The following is a 14525-nucleotide window of genomic DNA, read 5'->3' on the forward strand; positions in this document are numbered from 1 at the left end:
CGTCATACGACAGATATTCACAGACGCCCAGCCGCAGTGCCTTAACCAGTGTCACTGCGTCCAGCGCTACCAGTGCGGGCGGTGCGACCAGCCCGTTCTCGCGCTCGCGGGGCAGTTCCGCCAACATTGCACGTCCATCGGTGTCGACCAGCCAGACCAGGGGGACAGGCGACGAATCTCTCAGTCGAAAATTCGGCGACGGACGTTCGTGTCCGCGAGGTCCACGAGTTCGTCGGCCCGGCCGGACAGGATCGTCCGAATTCCGTACAGTGTGAACCCTTTCGCCTGTTCGAGGGTGATCTTGGGAGGGATGGAGAGCTCCTGCGCCGCGGTGACGACGTCGATGACGGCGGGACCGTCGTACGCGAACGCGTCGGTCAGGGCCGCCTCGAGATCCTCCGGCTTCTCCACTCGTCGGCCGAACATTCCCAAAGCCTCTGCTACAGCTGCGAAGTCGGGGTTCTTCAGGTCGGTGCCGTAGTTGACGATGCCGGCAGCCTTCATCTCGAGCTCGACGAAATTCAGCGACGAGTTGTCGAAGATGATGACCTTGACCGGCAGACCACTCTGCATCAAGGTGATCAGCTCCCCGAAGCCCATCGTCAAACCGCCGTCACCGGCGAAAGCGACCACCTGCCGTCCGGGTTGTGCGGTCTGCGCACCGATCGCCAACGGGAGAGCGCACGCCATCGATCCATGATTGAACGACCCGAGCAGCCGGCGCTTGCCGTTCATCGTCAGGTACCGGGCGGCCCATACGACGGGCGATCCCACGTCGACGGTGAAGACGGCGTCATCGTCGGCCAGCTCGTTTGCCATGCGTGCCAGGTACTCCGGCCGGATGGGTGTGCGGTGCCGGTCGTCCACGGCGAACGAATCGAGATTTTTGCGTGTCTTGCGGTAGTGCTTGACCGATGTGTCCAGATGCTTGCTGTCCGTCTTCGCGTGGATACGGGGGAGCAGAGCGTCCACGGTATCGGCGACGGTACCCACCAAGCCGAGGTCCAGGGTCGCTCTGCGGCCCAGGTTCTGGCCACGGATGTCCACCTGGATGATCTTCGCGTCGTCGGGGTAGAAATTGCGGTACGGAAAGTCGGTGCCCAGCATGAGAAGGACGTCGGCATGTGAGATTGCACGGTATCCGGAGGCGAAGCCGAGCAGACCCGTCATTCCTACGTCGTAGGGATTGTCGTACTCGACATGCTCCTTGCCGCGCAGCGCGTGTACGACCGGAGCCTGCAGGGCGCCGGCGATCTCGAGCAGTTGCCGATGCGCGCCTGCTACACCGGCGCCGGCCAGAATGGTGATGTTGTCCGACGAGTTGAGGATCGACGCGGCCTCGTCGAGCGAGACGTCGTCAGGACGCACGTGGGACGTCGTGGCGCGGATTGCCGGGGTGGCCTTTCTCTGTTCGGCATGCGCCAGCAGCACTTCGCCCGGAACGACAACCACCGCGACTCCGCGTTCCTCGATCGCCGCGCGCATCGCCATCGCGAACACGTGCTCCGCCATCTCCGGGTCACTGACCAGCTCGCAGAAGACGCTGCACTCTTGAAAGAGGTTCTGCGGGTGGGTTTCCTGGAAGTACTGTGATCCGATCTCGCTGCGCGGGATATGCGCCGCGATCGCGAGCACGGGTACCCGGCTGCGGTGCGCGTCGAACAGCCCGTTGATGAGGTGCAGATTACCGGGACCGCAACTGCCGGCGCACACCGCGAGTTCACCGGTGATCGCGGCGTCACCGGCTGCGGCGAAGGCGGCAGTTTCCTCGTTACGGACGTGCTGCCACGTCATGCCGTCGTGCCGACGGATCGCGTCGGTGAAGCCGTTCAGCGAATCACCCGGAAGACCGTAGACGTGGGTCACGCCACTCTCGGTCAGGGTCTGCACGAAGTGGTCTGCGACGGTTGCCATGGCGAACAGTATGCGCCGGATCAGCGTCCGAAGCGTGGTGGAATCAGCTGAATCAGACTTCGCGATCCCAGTCGATGGGTGCGGGCACGTCGGCGAAAAGATCACGCGCGTAGATACTCGACGCGAGCGTGGCGACGATGCCGAAAGCGAACACGGACACCACCACAGCGATCGGCACCCGGGCCGGCACCGCGAGAATCGACCCCAGGTCGTGGTCGACCCACCCAGCGCCGCGACCCACAGGACGGCGCAGATCGATGCGAGAGCGCAGCAGATCGCCGGCCACAGAAGAGCGTGACGGCGCCAACTCACCGTCGAGCGGTCGTTCACTGCGTCCGGTCGACCATCGGTCGCCGGCGTTGCCGAACCAGTCGTACGCCGGCGTTGCCGAACCAGTCGTACGTCGGCGATCGCACACGGCGCAGCCAGAACCGGTGCCGTTACCGCACCGATCAGTGGGTAAGCCCACCACACCCTTGTCGGTGAGGCGAAGTTGGTCAGCGTGCCACGCGGCCGTTCGTCAGGGGGTGAACCCGGCCAACTGCTCGTCGAGCCACGGATAGAGTTCCTCGGCCTTCAGACTGAGGCGCGACTTCAACCTGAGGAATCTCCCTCCAAGTCACCGCCGATCTGGCCGATGCCGCGCACCGCAGCGGCATCCGGAAATCTACGAGCACGACCGATGCGAGGGCGTCAGATCCCAGCGGTACGGGCTGCATCCTTCAGCGTCTCCGCCGCGATCCGTAGGCCTTCGATGGGTCCGTAGGCGGTGTCCTCGTGCTCGATGTTGACGGCCATGTCCGGGTCGACCTTGTGCAGGGCCTGGAGGAAGCGTGCCCAGAAGGCGGTGTCGTGTCCGTTGCCGACGGCGACGAAGTCCCACGCCGAGTCTTCGGGCCACTTGTTGACCACGTGCTTGCCGCCGAGGCCCACTGGGTTCTGATCCTCCGGGATGCGGGTGAAGCGATCGTCGAGTACGCCGTAGATCTCGCAGTTCGGGTTGATGCGCGTGTCTTTCGCAGCGGCGTGAAACACCAACGGCCCCAGCCATTCGACAGCTTTGACCGGGTCGATGCCCTGCCAGAACAGGTGCGAGGGATCCATCTCCGCGCCGACATTGGTGGCGCCGACCTTGTCGACGAGTCGCTTCATGGTCGGCGGATTGAAGACGAGGTTCTGCGGGTGCATCTCGATGGCGATCTTGACACCGTGCTCGCGGGCGAGGGCGTCGATCTCCTTCCAGAACGGCACCGCGACCTCGTCCCACTGGTAGTCCTGCGAGTCGAGATAGCCCGAGTCCCAGGTGTTGACGTGCCACGCGGGCCAGGTGCCGCCGGCGTGCGCGGCGGGTAGGCCGGACATGGTGACGACGCGGTCGATGCCGAGCAGTCCGGCGACGCGGATGGACTTGCGGAGATCGTCGGCGTCCTCCGGTCCTACCTCGGGATCGGGGTGCAGCGGATTTCCGTTGCAGTTCAGTCCCTGGATCGAGACGCCCGTTCCCTCGAACGTCGCGAGATAGTCAGCTGCACTGACGGTTCCGGCGAGGAGGTCGTCGACGGGGATGTGGACCGGCGGGAGAAACCCGCCGGAGTTGATCTCGATGCCCTCGAGCCCGAGGGAGGCGATGGTCGCCAGCGCCTCCGGGAGTGGCTTGTCGTGCAGGATCGCGTTGTAGACGCCGAGCTTCATGGCTGGTCCTCAGTGTGTGGTGGTCGAGTGGTCAGATCTTGACGGCGGTGCCGTTGTTCGCTGCGGATTCGGTGATCGCGGCGACGAGCTGCATACCGCGCAACCCGTGGGCGAAGTCGGGGAGAGGCGGCAGGCCGTCGATCCCCGCGACCTGGTCGAGGAAGGCGCGTGCCTGGTAAGCGAAGAACTCGGCCTTGCCGTGACCGACGCCGCCGGCGTCCATCGGGAGTCCGCCCCGGATGTAGGGGTGCTGGGGTCCGACGATCACCTGGCGACGGCCGTTGACGGCGTCGTCGATGTCGGTGGTCGAGATGTGGAATTCTGCAGCGCGCTCGAGCGCCCAGGAGGCCGATCCTGTCGTGCCGAAGACATCGAAGGACAGTCCGTCGGGGTTGGCATGGGAGACACGTGAGGCGGAGAAGGTGCCGACGAAGCCGCCGGCGAACGCCGCGGTGAAGGTGGCGACGTCCTCGTTCTCGACGGAGGCCATGTCGCCGGTCGTCTCGGCCTTGGTGTGTCCGTAGGTGACGCCGACGGGAACAGGCCGCTCGCCGATCACGGTGGCGAACTGGGCGCCGCGCACCTCGGTGATGGGCCCGGCGACGTACTCGGCGAGGTCGATCAGGTGGCTGCCCACGTCGGCGAGCGCACCGGTGCCGGGGCCGCCTCGGTAACGCCAGGTCATGGGACCCGTGGGGTCGAGTGAATAGTCGGCGCGATAGCGGCCGTCGAAGTGCACGATGTCGCCGAGGCGGCCGGCCGCGAGTTCGTCGGCGATGGCCTGGACGGCAGGGGAGCGGCGGTAGGTGTACCCCACGGTGGCGATACCGGACGACATCGACGCGGCGGCAACCATCGCCTCCGCATCGGTGATCGACCCGGCGAGCGGCTTCTCGCACAGCACGTTCTTGCCTGCGGCGAGCAGACCTTCGACGATCTCGCGGTGCAGATGGTTCGCGACGACGACACTGACCACGTCGATGTCGTCGGCGACGGCGATCGACTGCCAGTCGTACTCGGCGCGCTCGTACCCGTAACGCTTCGCAGTGTCGTCGGCTACTGCGGCATTCGTGTCGGCGATGGCGACGAGGCGGACGTCGGGCCGGTCGGTGCCGAAGAGAGTGGAGGCCATGCGGTATCCGGCAGCATGGGCGCGGCCGGCCATACCGCCGCCGATGACGGCGACGCCGATCGAGTCGTGGGTCATGAGAACTGCTCTCTCGAGATTCGTGGTGGGGGGACACTGACTCGGTCTATTGAACCGGTCTAGTAGGTCTACTATGAGAGTCGCATCACGCCCCTGTCAAGGGTGCTGCCCGCCGACCGATGAGGGGATCCGCGTGTCCGACAGCTCGGTGTCCCGCGGCGGAGGCCGTTCCCGTACCACGACGATGCAGGACGTAGCCGATCGAGCAGGGGTGTCGAAAGCGCTCGTGAGCATGATCTTTCGTGGCGTGCAGGGGCCCAGCGCGGCGACGCGTGAGCGGGTCATGGAGGTTGCGGCGGAGCTCGACTACCGGCCGAACCGCAGTGCGGCACTGCTCGCACTGCGTCGCACGCACCTCCTCGGCGTGATGACGAACATTCGCAACACCTTTCATGCGGAGATGGTCGAGCACCTCGTCGAGCACGCGTCGGAACGCGGATACGAGGTGGTCCTCGGCGCACTCACTCCGACGCACGGGGAAGAGGCGGTGATGAACACCCTGCTCGACTTCCGTTGCGAGGCAGTCGTACTTCTCGGTCCCGAGGTGGAGTCCGAGCTGTTGAGCCTGTGGAACGCCCGCGTGCCCATCGTGTCGGTGGGTCGGCGCCTGGCCCGGCCCGACGTGGACGTGGTCCGCGCCGGTGATCTCCGCGGGATGAGCTCGGTGGTCGACCATCTCGTGGGGCTCGGTCATCAGCGCATCACTCATCTGACGGGCGGGTCGAACCCGATCGCGGTGGACCGGCGATCCGGCTACGTGCGAGCGATGCACCGCCACGGCCTCGACGCCCACGTGGACATCATCGAGGGTGACTTCACCGAGGCCTCGGGCGTGGCTGCTGCCGCGGCCGTCATGCGGCGAGCCACGCGCCCCACGGCCGTCGTCGCGTCGAACGACCGCAGTGCAGTGGGTCTCCTCGACGCACTGCAACGGTCAGGAATCACTGTGCCGGAACAGATGTCGGTCACCGGATACGACGACAGCGTGCTGGCCCAGCTCGCGCACGTGGATCTCACATCGGTGAGCCAGGAGGCACGCGAGCAGGCCGTCAGTGCCGTCGACGCCGCGGTGGATCGACTCGACAACGGACGGACCGAACCACGGTCCGTCGTGCTGCGACCACGTCTGGTCGTACGTTCGACGTCGGGTCCCGTCCCGTCCTGACCTGACCCACCTCTTGACAGCGCCCTGTGTGCCACGTCATAGTTCTGCTACTAGACCGGTCAAATAGATCCGTCTACCTCCTTGGAAAGTAGGACTCCTCGTGATCTCCACACGTCGCGCTGCGGTCGCCATGGCACTCGCTGCCGCCACCACACTCACCGCGTGCAGCAGCTCCGGTGGCGCTCCCGACCAGGCCGACGGAGGTGCGAACGCCGGCGTCGCCGACACTCCGCGTGCCACGATCGCCATGATCACTCACGCCCCTCCCGGTGACACGTTCTGGGATCTGATCCGGCGCGGAGCGGAAGCGGCTGCCGCCAAGGACAACATCGACCTGCAATACAACGGTGAGGTAGAGGCGCCGAATCAGGCGAACCTCGTGCAGAACGCGCTGGACTCCGGCGTCGACGCCATGGCGGTCACATTGGCCAAACCCGATGCGATGCAACCGAACGTCGAAGCCGCGGTCGCGGCCGGGGTACCGGTCGTCGCCTTCAATTCCGGTTACGACAACTGGAAGGACATGGGAGTCCAGGGGTACTTCGGTCAGGACGAGCGCACCTCGGGGATCGCCGCCGGTGAGCGCCTGAAGGCGGACGGTGCGACCAATGCCGTCTGCGTCATCCAGGAGCAGGGAGCGGTGTCGCTCGAAGCGCGGTGCGCCGGTGTCGCGGAGGGCTTCGGCGGGAAGATCGAGAATCTCAACGTCAACGGCCAGGATCTGCCGTCCGTGCAGGCCACCATCCAGGCGAAGCTGCAGCAGGATCCGACCATCGACGCAGTCCTGACACTGGGCGCGCCCATCGCGCTCGCCGCCGTCGAATCACGCAGCGCCGCAGGTAGTGACGCCGAGATCGCGACGTTCGACACCAACGGTGCGCTCGTCGACGCCGTGAAGTCCGGGGACGTGGCCTGGGCCATCGACCAGCAGCCCTACCTGCAGGGATACTTGGCGGTCGACTCGCTCTGGCTCTACCTGAACAACAAGAACACGCTCGGCGGCGGGCAGGCCGTGCTGACGGGACCGTCATTCATCGACGCCACCAACATCGACGCCATCGCCGACCTCGCCGCCGGCGGCACTCGCTAGGACCGTAGGAGCGAGACAGCCATGTCGCATCACCGCATCGAACTCGACACGTCGAGCCCGGTTCCGATCTATCACCAGATGGTGCAACAGGTTCGGCTTTTGATCGACTCCGGAGCACTCGATGACGGCGGCGCGTTGGAGAGCGCACGCTCCATGTCGCGGAGATTGCGAGTCTCCCGCGACACCGTCATCCATGCTCAGCGCGTACTCGTCCGAGACGGTTACGCACAGCGAGTCGAATCCGGGGGCCTGGTCGCCAGAACCCCACGGCACGACGCTCGGTCGCTCGCCTCGTGACTACTGCTGTGCACCAACGAGTTCACGCCGGCGTTCACTCCCGACCAGTACAGGACTATTTATGAAGATCGCTCTCGATCCGACGCCGTTCCATCATTCGCATTCACTGCTCGAGCTGCCCGCCGTGGTCGCCGATCTGGGGTACGAGTGGTTGCAGCTGACCCCGCACGTGGACATGATCCCGTTCTTCAACCACCCCAAGGCCGACGACGGGTTGGTCGCGAAGTTCCGCAAAGCCTGTTCTGACGCCGGCGTCGGGATCGCCTCGGTGCTGCCGGTGCTGCGCTGGTCCGGTCCCGACGAGGACGCCCGCGAAGCGGCCGTGCGGTACTGGAAGCGGGCCATCCAGATCACCGTCGACCTCGGCGTGTCGACGATGAACACCGAGTTCTCCGGTCGACCGGAGAAGCCGGAGGAATCCGAGCGGGCGTTCTACCGGTCGATGGAAGAACTGGTCCCCATCATCGAACGCGAAGGACTCGACGTCCTCATCGATCCGCACCCGGACGACTTCGTCGAGGACGGGCTCGCCGCGATCCGCACCATCCGCGGAATCAACTCCCCCAACATCGGGATGGTCATCGTGGCGTGCCACCAGTTCCACATGGGCGGTGACCTGCCGGCGATCATGGCCACCGCCGGGGACATGATCCGCCTCGTCCACGTCGCGGACACGATGGACCATCACCGCTCGCACGGCTTGCGGTACATCACCAACCCACCCGGCAACGCGGTGCGGGTGCATCAGCACCTCGAGATCGGGGACGGGGACGTCGACTGGGACCAGTTCTTCGGCGGCCTCGGCGAACTCGGGTTCTACGACAAGGACACCGTCATGGTCTCGAGCGTCTTCGCCGAGAACGAGAACGCCCACGACGTCTCCCGACGACAACTCGACACCATGAACAAGTACGTCGAGAAGTTCAGCACCCGCTAGACAATCAGGACGGCTGTCGGAGTCTCGTCCGTCGAGGCGTCGTTCACGCGACGAGGTGCTCCAACCCCGTCGTCACGAATCGATAGTGGCCATGTTCGCGTCGTTGTGGCGTGCGCCGGCCGCAGGAGTCAGATCGTCGAGAAGCTGCACCTGTTCCGGGGACAGTTCGATGCCATCGGCAGCCGTGTTCTCCTCCACCCGATCGACCCTGCGGGTACCCGGAATCGGTGCGATGTCCTCTCCTTGGAGCAGGATCCACGCGAGGGCAACCTGAGCCGGTGTGGCGTTCGCTTGTTCGGCGATATGGCGCACTTCGTCGACCAGTGCCAGGTTGCGTCGGAAGTTCTCGCCCACGAAGCGGGGGTTGTCCTTGCGCCAATCGTCGTCGGCGAAGTCGTCCACGCTACGAATCCGGCCTGTCAACAGACCGTGACCCAACGGCGAGTAGGGGACGAACCCGATGTTCAGTTCCCGAAGCGTCGGGAACAGCTCGGTCTCGGGTTCGCGGCTCCACAGCGAGTACTCGGTCTGCAGTGCTGCGATGGGGTGGACGGCGTGAGCTCGTCGGATAGTCGCCACGCCTGCCTCGGACAAGCCGATGTGTCGAACCTTGCCCGCCTCGACCAGGTCGGCGACAGCTCCGATGGTGTCTTCTATCGGGACGGCCGGATCCACTCGATGCTGGTAGTAGAGGTCGATGTGGTCCACCCCGAGTCGCGAGAGTGAACCCTCGACGGCGACGCGGATGTTGTCGGGACTGCTGTCGATGTTTCCGGGTCCGCCGCCGGCATGGGAGACGAGGCCGTACTTGGTGGCGATGATGACGTCGTCGCGTCGACCTGCGATCGCTCGCCCGACGACTTCCTCACTGTGGAAGGGGCCGTAAATCTCTGCTGTGTCGATGTGGGTGACACCGAGGTCGAGCGCTCTCCGGATGGTGCGGATGGATTCGCCGTCGTCGAGCGTGACGCCGGTCGTGTAGGTCCCCGCCATCGTCATCGCGCCCAGGCCGATGCGCGAGACTGTCAGGTCACCGAGGCGTGCAGTCTTCATGTCAGGCTCTCTCCTTCGCCGATGGTTCGTCCGCTGTCCAGTGAACTGCACTCGGCGCACCGCAGGAAGGTCCTGTCAGTGGGGTTACTGCCAGGATCCCCCTGGGTGCGCGACCGGTCAGTCCGCGTACGAGAGCATCAATTCGCGGTAGTCCTTCGCTGACGTCGCAAGGTCTTCGTCGGTGCCTCCGAATGCCACTCCGTGAACCTTGAAGAGGGGCTGAACGTCGAACTGGCACAGACGTAGGGTCGCGGTCCAGTTTTCGAGGAGCGCCTCGAGTGTCGTCCGGTTGGCGCCCTCGAGGGTGTAGTGCTCTGCCGGGACGCCTGTCGTGGCGGCCACGATGCCCTTCTTCCCCGACAGTTGTGAGGGGGACCGATCCGGGGTGAAGGCGAACGGCATCGTGAAGACCTTGTCCTGCCACAGCTTGAACAGTGGGGGCACGTTGTACCAGTAGACCGGATGCTGGAAGACGATGACGTCGTGATCGAGAAGCAGGTTCTGCTCGGCTTCGACGTCGATCGCGAAATCGGGGTATGCGGCGTACAGGTCGTGCACGGTGACGTGGTCGAGATCGCTCACCGCATTCACGAGCGCGGCGTTGGCCTTGGAGGCGTCGGCCAGGTCGGGATGCGCGACGATCAGCAGGATCTTGGACATGGTGAACCCTTCACTGAGAGAGAGTTATCGAGTGTTCGAGGGGAGAGGGCGACGTCAGGCGACGTCGTCGAACGACAGTCGCTCTCCGAGTTCACGGGAAGCCTCCGCGTCCGCGAGGAGTTCCTGCGCCTTGGTCACGGCAGCGTCGATTGCGTCCGAGCCGGCGATGAATCGGCGTACCGGCGTGCTCTGATCGGCAACGGTCAGAAGGGCGCGAGCAAGTTTGGCGGGATCGCCGGGCTGACGGCCGTTCATGCTCTTCATGCTCTCGATCTGTGGCGCGGTGCGCGGGGCGTAATCGTCGAGGGAGATTTCGGGCCAGATGGTGGATCCGTCGACCAGGAGTTCGGTGCGGAAGTAGCCGGGATTCACGATCGTGGTGTGAACGTCGTACGGCTCGACGTCGTAGTGCAACGACTCCATCCACCCTTCCTCCGCGAACTTCGATGATGCGTACGCGGACGTGAACTCCATGCCGACCAATCCCGCCGTGGACGTCACAGTGATGACATGGCCCGATCGTTGCTTGCGGAGAAACGGCAGGACCGCACGCGTGACGTTCATGGAGCCGAACACATTGGTCTCGAACTGTCGGCGGAACTGCTCGGGGGAAATTTCCTCGAAGTAGCCGGTGTACAGGTTGCCGGCGTTGTTGATCAGGACGTCGATTGCCCCGAACGTGTCGATGGCAGCCTGTGCAGTGGCCTCGGCGTCTTCGACGCTGGTGATGTCGAGTTCGGTGACGAGCAGGTCGGCCTGCGGTCCCCCGAGTGCTTTCTCGACCTCCGCGGGCCGTCGGCCGGTGGCCACGACACGGTGCCCTGCTGCGAGTGCTTCGCGGGCGATGTTTGCGCCCAGTCCCCGCCCTGCTCCGGTGACGATGATGACCTTGCTCATGATGTCCTTCCGTGCGCCGGCAGTCGGCGCAGTGTCATTGTGGTGCAGCGTGTTCGAACTCCACGGGCAGCCGCGTCGATAGGCTGCCGAGGATGTCCGATCAGCCGGGACGCTCCGGCCGACATCCAGTGAAGCGCACACTGCGACCGTCGGGGAGTCCCGGACTTCGGGGGTAACGCCAGTAACTCCCGGGTGCACGGTGATCGGCTTATATTCGGGGGATGAGCAACAAGGACGACATCCGTGAGTTCCTCATGACCAGGCGCGCCCGACTCACACCCGAAGCGGCCGGTCTACCCCTGTTCGGTGGGATACGGCGCGTCACGGGTCTCCGGCGCGAGGAGGTGGCACTGCTGGCAGGGATGAGCACGGCGTACTACATCCGTCTCGAACGCGGTGACGCCACCGGCATCTCGGAATCGATACTCGAGGGCCTTTCCCGAGCACTGCAGCTCGACAACGCGGAGCGGCTCCATCTGCACGAGCTGGTGCGCACAGCGAATGAACGTGGCGGTGCGCGGCGAAAGCGCCGCCCGGTTTCCGCGCGGAAAGTCAGTGATGCCGTGCGACAAACGATCGACTCGATGACGAATGTGCCGGTCATCGTGCAGAACGGGCGTTTCGACGTCCTGGCGATGAACCGCCTCGGGTCCGCTCTGTTCTCGGAGATGTCAGGTGACGAGGGTCGGCCGACGAACTTCGCTCGATATGTCTTTCTCGATCCGACAGCGGCCGATTTCTACAGAGATTGGTTCGACTCTGCCGAGCAGATCGTCGCCCTGCTTCGTGGCGAAGCCGGTCGTGCTCCCTATGATCGTGCGCTCACTGATCTGGTCGGAGAATTGTCCACTCGCAGTGACGAGTTCCGTCAGATGTGGGCGGCGCACGACGTGCGTGTCCACGAGACGGGGATAAAGCAAATACACCATCCCGTCGTCGGCGACCTGGATCTGACCTACGAGGCGTTCGGAGTCAATTCTGCCCCCGGGCTGATGCTCATCGCTTTCACTGCTGCGGTCGGGACGCCCTCGCACGACGGTCTGCAACTCCTTGCCAGCTGGGCAGCGGAATCCGTCGACGACGCGAGCGGCATGCACAAGAAGTAGCCATGCCTGACATTCACCACACTGACGATGGACGGTTCATCGGTAGTCGGTGCGGCCTCGCATGTCAGGGTCGTTCTCGGAAGTGGGTGTCGAGCAGCAGGATCAACTCGCTTCGCGCGTCATCCAGTGGAACAGTGCTCTTCTTGGCGCGACACTGCACGATCGCCCCCTCGATCGCGCTGACGACGAATCCTGCCAGCGCTCCGGCGCGATCGAGCGGTAGACCACGACCTGCGAAGGCGCTCGCGAATGTGTCGCGCCATTGCTCGAAGGCATCCGCTGCGGCGTCCTGGACGGCGAGTTCGGACTCGGCCAGGGCCGCACCCATGACGGGGCACCCCCGTGTGTACTCCGACGTCGTCAAGCGCCGCTTCCAGTCGTCGACGATGAGACCGACGCCCTCGGCGGGTGTCGCGTCGGCCATGGCCGCACCGAGGTCCACATTCATCGATGTACCCGCTGCGCGCACAGCGGTCTCGATCAACTGACTCTTGCCGGCAGGGAAGTGCTGATAGAGCGAGTTGCGCGAGGATTTGCTGCGCGACAACAGATCGGCCAGTCCCGTCGCGGAAACGCCGCGCTCGCAGACCAGGTGAATCGCGGAGGTGATCATCCGCTCCCGTGGTCCCGTCATGTCCGGCCTCCGCTGTCCTTGTGTGAACCGATCGGTCCATGCTACCAATGAACCACGTGAACCGATCGGTTCACCTCTCATCGGCCATCGCCACGCGAGCTATCGACTGCGGGGCGGTGAGCGCGACGGAAGGAACGTCTCACGTGTCGACTTACGACGTCGTCGTCATCGGCGGCGGCCTGGCGGGCATGACCAGCGCAGCTGCCCTGGCCGCGGCAGGCAAGAAAGTAGTTGTCCTCGAGCAGTATTCGGTCGTCGGTGGGAGTACGCACGTGTTCCGGCGAAAGGGTCAGTGGGAGTGGCAGGTCGGGTTGCATCACCTCGGTGACTGCGGTCCCGACGGCGACATGCCGACGATGTTCCGAGGCCTCGGGCTCGGTGAGCACATCACGTTCGAGCCGATGAGCCGCGACGGGTACGAACGTTTCGTGTTCCCCGATCTCGAATTCGAGGTGCCGACCGACTGGGACGAATACCGCATCCGGCTGACGACGCTCTTTCCGGCCGAGCGACGGGCCATCGAACGCTTCGTCAAAGTCACCCGCAAGTTCGGCGGCGCCGTCGATCGCGTCGCGTCGGCGGAGTCGGTGACCGGAATGGCGAAGACAGCGTGGAAACTCGGACGCCATGCGCCACTGGCCAGATCATCGCTCACCGCGGTGATGGACCACTTCGGACTGAGCCCACGCCTGCAGATTCTGCTGTCGATGTCGCCGTCAGGAAGTATGAACTGCCCTCCGCACCGACTGCCGTTTCTCGCCTACGCCTCGTTCCTGGCGGAATTCGTCGGTGGAGGTGCCTGGTTCCCCCACGGCGGCGGACAGACGTTCGCCTCGAACCTGCTCAGGGTCATCGAGCATTTCGGCGGCGAGGTGGTCACCCGCGCCTTCGCCGAGGAGATCATCATCGAACACGGCCGAGCCGCCGGTGTACGACTGGCCGGGGGAGCGACGTACCGCGCCGACACCGTGATCTCGACGGCCGACATCAAGAAGACGTACAACGTCCTCCTCCCCGCGGGCGCAGTCGACGCCTCGACCATGAAGCGTGTCGACGGCTTTCGGATGTCGGCGCCGTTCTTCAACGCCTTCCTCGGAGCCGATGTCGACCTCGCCGCGACCAGGCCGAATCAGGACAGCTTTTCGGTGCCCTCCTGGACCTCGCTGTCCGACATCGAAAGAGGGCAACGGTTCCGGCCAGGCGACACTGCGCAGAGCTGGCTGGACCGGATCTGTCCCGTCCTGCCTGCCTACATCCACTGCTCCGACATCAAGGATCCGACCGCGAAAAGATATGCACCCGACGGCTGCAGTTCCCTTGAGTCGATGTTCCCCATCGTGATGGACCACCGACTCTGGGGCGCAGACGATGTCGATCGACGCGATCACGGCTATGCGGGAAGCGCGACCTACGACACCATGAAGACCACACTCACCGACCTGATGGTGGCGCGCACGCAGTCCGCACTTCCCGAACTCGACGGCCACATCATCCACCGCGAAGCTGCAACGCCTCTCACTCAGGAGCGGTACACCCAGTCCACCGAGGGAGCGTCCTACGGCATCGAGTTCAACATGAAGCAGACCGGTGTGTCACGGCCCGGTCCCAGAACGCACGTGGACGGACTGTTCCTGGCGGGAGCGAGCTGCCGCACGGGGCCTGCCACCGAGGGCGTTCTCCTGTCCGGAATCGTCACGGCCGGCGCAATTCTCGGCCGGAACCTGGTAGCAGAGTTCCGCGACGGTCGTCCTCTGGTACCCGCCGGCACCATCGCCGCCGTACCCAGCGGGTGGGATTCGCTCGCGGCTGCACGAGCGACTCGGCAGAGCAGGCCTCGACTCGACGTCGCGACTCCGTCCGCGTGAGCGTGCTG

At 64.9% G+C, this 14525-nt stretch carries 14 protein-coding genes; 6 read left to right on the forward strand and 8 right to left on the reverse strand.

What is annotated here, in order from left to right; genetic code table 11:
• Positions 1–180 precede the first annotated feature (180 nt).
• From poxB to ASG64_RS18090, 4 genes are all read right to left on the reverse strand, one after another.
• Positions 181–1914, reverse strand: coding sequence for a ubiquinone-dependent pyruvate dehydrogenase (gene poxB, locus ASG64_RS18075; RefSeq protein WP_056075238.1), 1734 nt, complete (start codon positions 1912–1914; stop codon positions 181–183).
• 52 nt (positions 1915–1966) lie between these two features.
• Entirely contained in the window at positions 1967–2200 is a 234-nt protein-coding gene (locus ASG64_RS21675; protein ID WP_156388411.1) for a hypothetical protein, read from the reverse strand.
• Positions 2201–2607: 407 nt separating this feature from the next.
• The gene (locus ASG64_RS18085) at positions 2608–3606 is read right to left on the reverse strand and encodes a sugar phosphate isomerase/epimerase family protein (protein ID WP_056075246.1); all 999 of its coding nucleotides are present in this window, start codon (positions 3604–3606) and stop codon (positions 2608–2610) included.
• A gap of 31 nt (positions 3607–3637) precedes the next feature.
• Positions 3638–4813 (reverse strand): Gfo/Idh/MocA family protein, encoded by a 1176-nt coding sequence (locus tag ASG64_RS18090; RefSeq protein WP_056075248.1) that lies wholly within the window; start codon positions 4811–4813, stop codon positions 3638–3640.
• A gap of 184 nt (positions 4814–4997) precedes the next feature.
• On the opposite strand from ASG64_RS18090, the gene ASG64_RS18095 reads away from it, so the two are divergent.
• From ASG64_RS18095 to ASG64_RS18110, 4 genes are all read left to right on the forward strand, one after another.
• Positions 4998–5978, forward strand: coding sequence for a LacI family DNA-binding transcriptional regulator (locus ASG64_RS18095; RefSeq protein ID WP_056076188.1), 981 nt, complete (start codon positions 4998–5000; stop codon positions 5976–5978).
• A 130-nt stretch (positions 5979–6108) separates the two neighbouring features.
• Complete coding sequence (locus tag ASG64_RS18100; RefSeq protein ID WP_056076191.1) at positions 6109–7068, forward strand: substrate-binding domain-containing protein; 960 nt, start codon at positions 6109–6111, stop codon at positions 7066–7068.
• 21 nt (positions 7069–7089) lie between these two features.
• On the forward strand, positions 7090–7365 hold the full coding sequence (locus tag ASG64_RS18105) for a GntR family transcriptional regulator (protein ID WP_056075251.1): 276 nt from the start codon (positions 7090–7092) through the stop codon (positions 7363–7365).
• 61 nt (positions 7366–7426) lie between these two features.
• Complete coding sequence (locus tag ASG64_RS18110; protein WP_056075254.1) at positions 7427–8302, forward strand: sugar phosphate isomerase/epimerase family protein; 876 nt, start codon at positions 7427–7429, stop codon at positions 8300–8302.
• A gap of 72 nt (positions 8303–8374) precedes the next feature.
• Here the strand turns inward: ASG64_RS18110 and ASG64_RS18115 are convergent, their stop codons facing one another.
• The 3 genes from ASG64_RS18115 to ASG64_RS18125 form a co-directional block, all read right to left on the reverse strand.
• Positions 8375–9355 (reverse strand): aldo/keto reductase, encoded by a 981-nt coding sequence (locus ASG64_RS18115; RefSeq protein ID WP_056075256.1) that lies wholly within the window; start codon positions 9353–9355, stop codon positions 8375–8377.
• A 117-nt stretch (positions 9356–9472) separates the two neighbouring features.
• Positions 9473–10015: an NAD(P)H-dependent oxidoreductase gene (locus ASG64_RS18120; RefSeq protein WP_056075258.1), complete on the reverse strand. Its 543-nt coding sequence runs from the start codon at positions 10013–10015 to the stop codon at positions 9473–9475.
• Between the two features lie 54 nt (positions 10016–10069).
• The gene (locus ASG64_RS18125) at positions 10070–10912 is read right to left on the reverse strand and encodes an SDR family oxidoreductase (protein ID WP_056075261.1); all 843 of its coding nucleotides are present in this window, start codon (positions 10910–10912) and stop codon (positions 10070–10072) included.
• Between the two features lie 221 nt (positions 10913–11133).
• On the opposite strand from ASG64_RS18125, the gene ASG64_RS18130 reads away from it, so the two are divergent.
• On the forward strand, positions 11134–12018 hold the full coding sequence (locus ASG64_RS18130) for a helix-turn-helix domain-containing protein (protein WP_056075264.1): 885 nt from the start codon (positions 11134–11136) through the stop codon (positions 12016–12018).
• A gap of 64 nt (positions 12019–12082) precedes the next feature.
• Here ASG64_RS18130 and ASG64_RS18135 read toward each other — a convergent pair whose 3' ends face one another.
• A complete protein-coding gene (locus tag ASG64_RS18135) occupies positions 12083–12652 on the reverse strand; it encodes a TetR/AcrR family transcriptional regulator (protein ID WP_056075265.1) in 570 nt (189 codons plus the stop codon).
• 143 nt (positions 12653–12795) lie between these two features.
• Here ASG64_RS18135 and ASG64_RS18140 point away from each other — a divergent pair, with 143 nt between their 5' ends.
• A complete protein-coding gene (locus ASG64_RS18140; protein WP_162245396.1) occupies positions 12796–14517 on the forward strand; it encodes a phytoene desaturase family protein in 1722 nt (573 codons plus the stop codon).
• Positions 14518–14525: the final 8 nt, after the last annotated feature.

The sequence above is a fragment of the Rhodococcus sp. Leaf247 genome, assembly GCF_001426185.1.
In the GTDB taxonomy this organism is placed as follows: Bacteria; Actinomycetota; Actinomycetes; order Mycobacteriales; family Mycobacteriaceae; genus Rhodococcoides.

What these genes read in the sequence shown, in the direction of transcription:
- ASG64_RS18120 (WP_056075258.1), bottom strand. Translation starts at nt 10,015, where the DNA reads ATGTCCAAGATCCTGCTGATCGTCGCGCATCCCGACCTGGCCGACGCC.
- ASG64_RS18105 (WP_056075251.1), top strand. Translation starts at nt 7,090, where the DNA reads ATGTCGCATCACCGCATCGAACTCGACACGTCGAGCCCGGTTCCGATC.
- ASG64_RS18130 (WP_056075264.1), top strand. Translation starts at nt 11,134, where the DNA reads ATGAGCAACAAGGACGACATCCGTGAGTTCCTCATGACCAGGCGCGCC.
- ASG64_RS18135 (WP_056075265.1), bottom strand. Translation starts at nt 12,652, where the DNA reads ATGACGGGACCACGGGAGCGGATGATCACCTCCGCGATTCACCTGGTC.
- ASG64_RS18115 (WP_056075256.1), bottom strand. Translation starts at nt 9,355, where the DNA reads ATGAAGACTGCACGCCTCGGTGACCTGACAGTCTCGCGCATCGGCCTG.
- ASG64_RS18100 (WP_056076191.1), top strand. Translation starts at nt 6,109, where the DNA reads ATGGCACTCGCTGCCGCCACCACACTCACCGCGTGCAGCAGCTCCGGT.
- ASG64_RS18095 (WP_056076188.1), top strand. Translation starts at nt 4,998, where the DNA reads ATGCAGGACGTAGCCGATCGAGCAGGGGTGTCGAAAGCGCTCGTGAGC.
- ASG64_RS18110 (WP_056075254.1), top strand. Translation starts at nt 7,427, where the DNA reads ATGAAGATCGCTCTCGATCCGACGCCGTTCCATCATTCGCATTCACTG.
- ASG64_RS18085 (WP_056075246.1), bottom strand. Translation starts at nt 3,606, where the DNA reads ATGAAGCTCGGCGTCTACAACGCGATCCTGCACGACAAGCCACTCCCG.
- poxB (WP_056075238.1), bottom strand. Translation starts at nt 1,914, where the DNA reads ATGGCAACCGTCGCAGACCACTTCGTGCAGACCCTGACCGAGAGTGGC.
- ASG64_RS18090 (WP_056075248.1), bottom strand. Translation starts at nt 4,813, where the DNA reads ATGACCCACGACTCGATCGGCGTCGCCGTCATCGGCGGCGGTATGGCC.
- ASG64_RS18125 (WP_056075261.1), bottom strand. Translation starts at nt 10,912, where the DNA reads ATGAGCAAGGTCATCATCGTCACCGGAGCAGGGCGGGGACTGGGCGCA.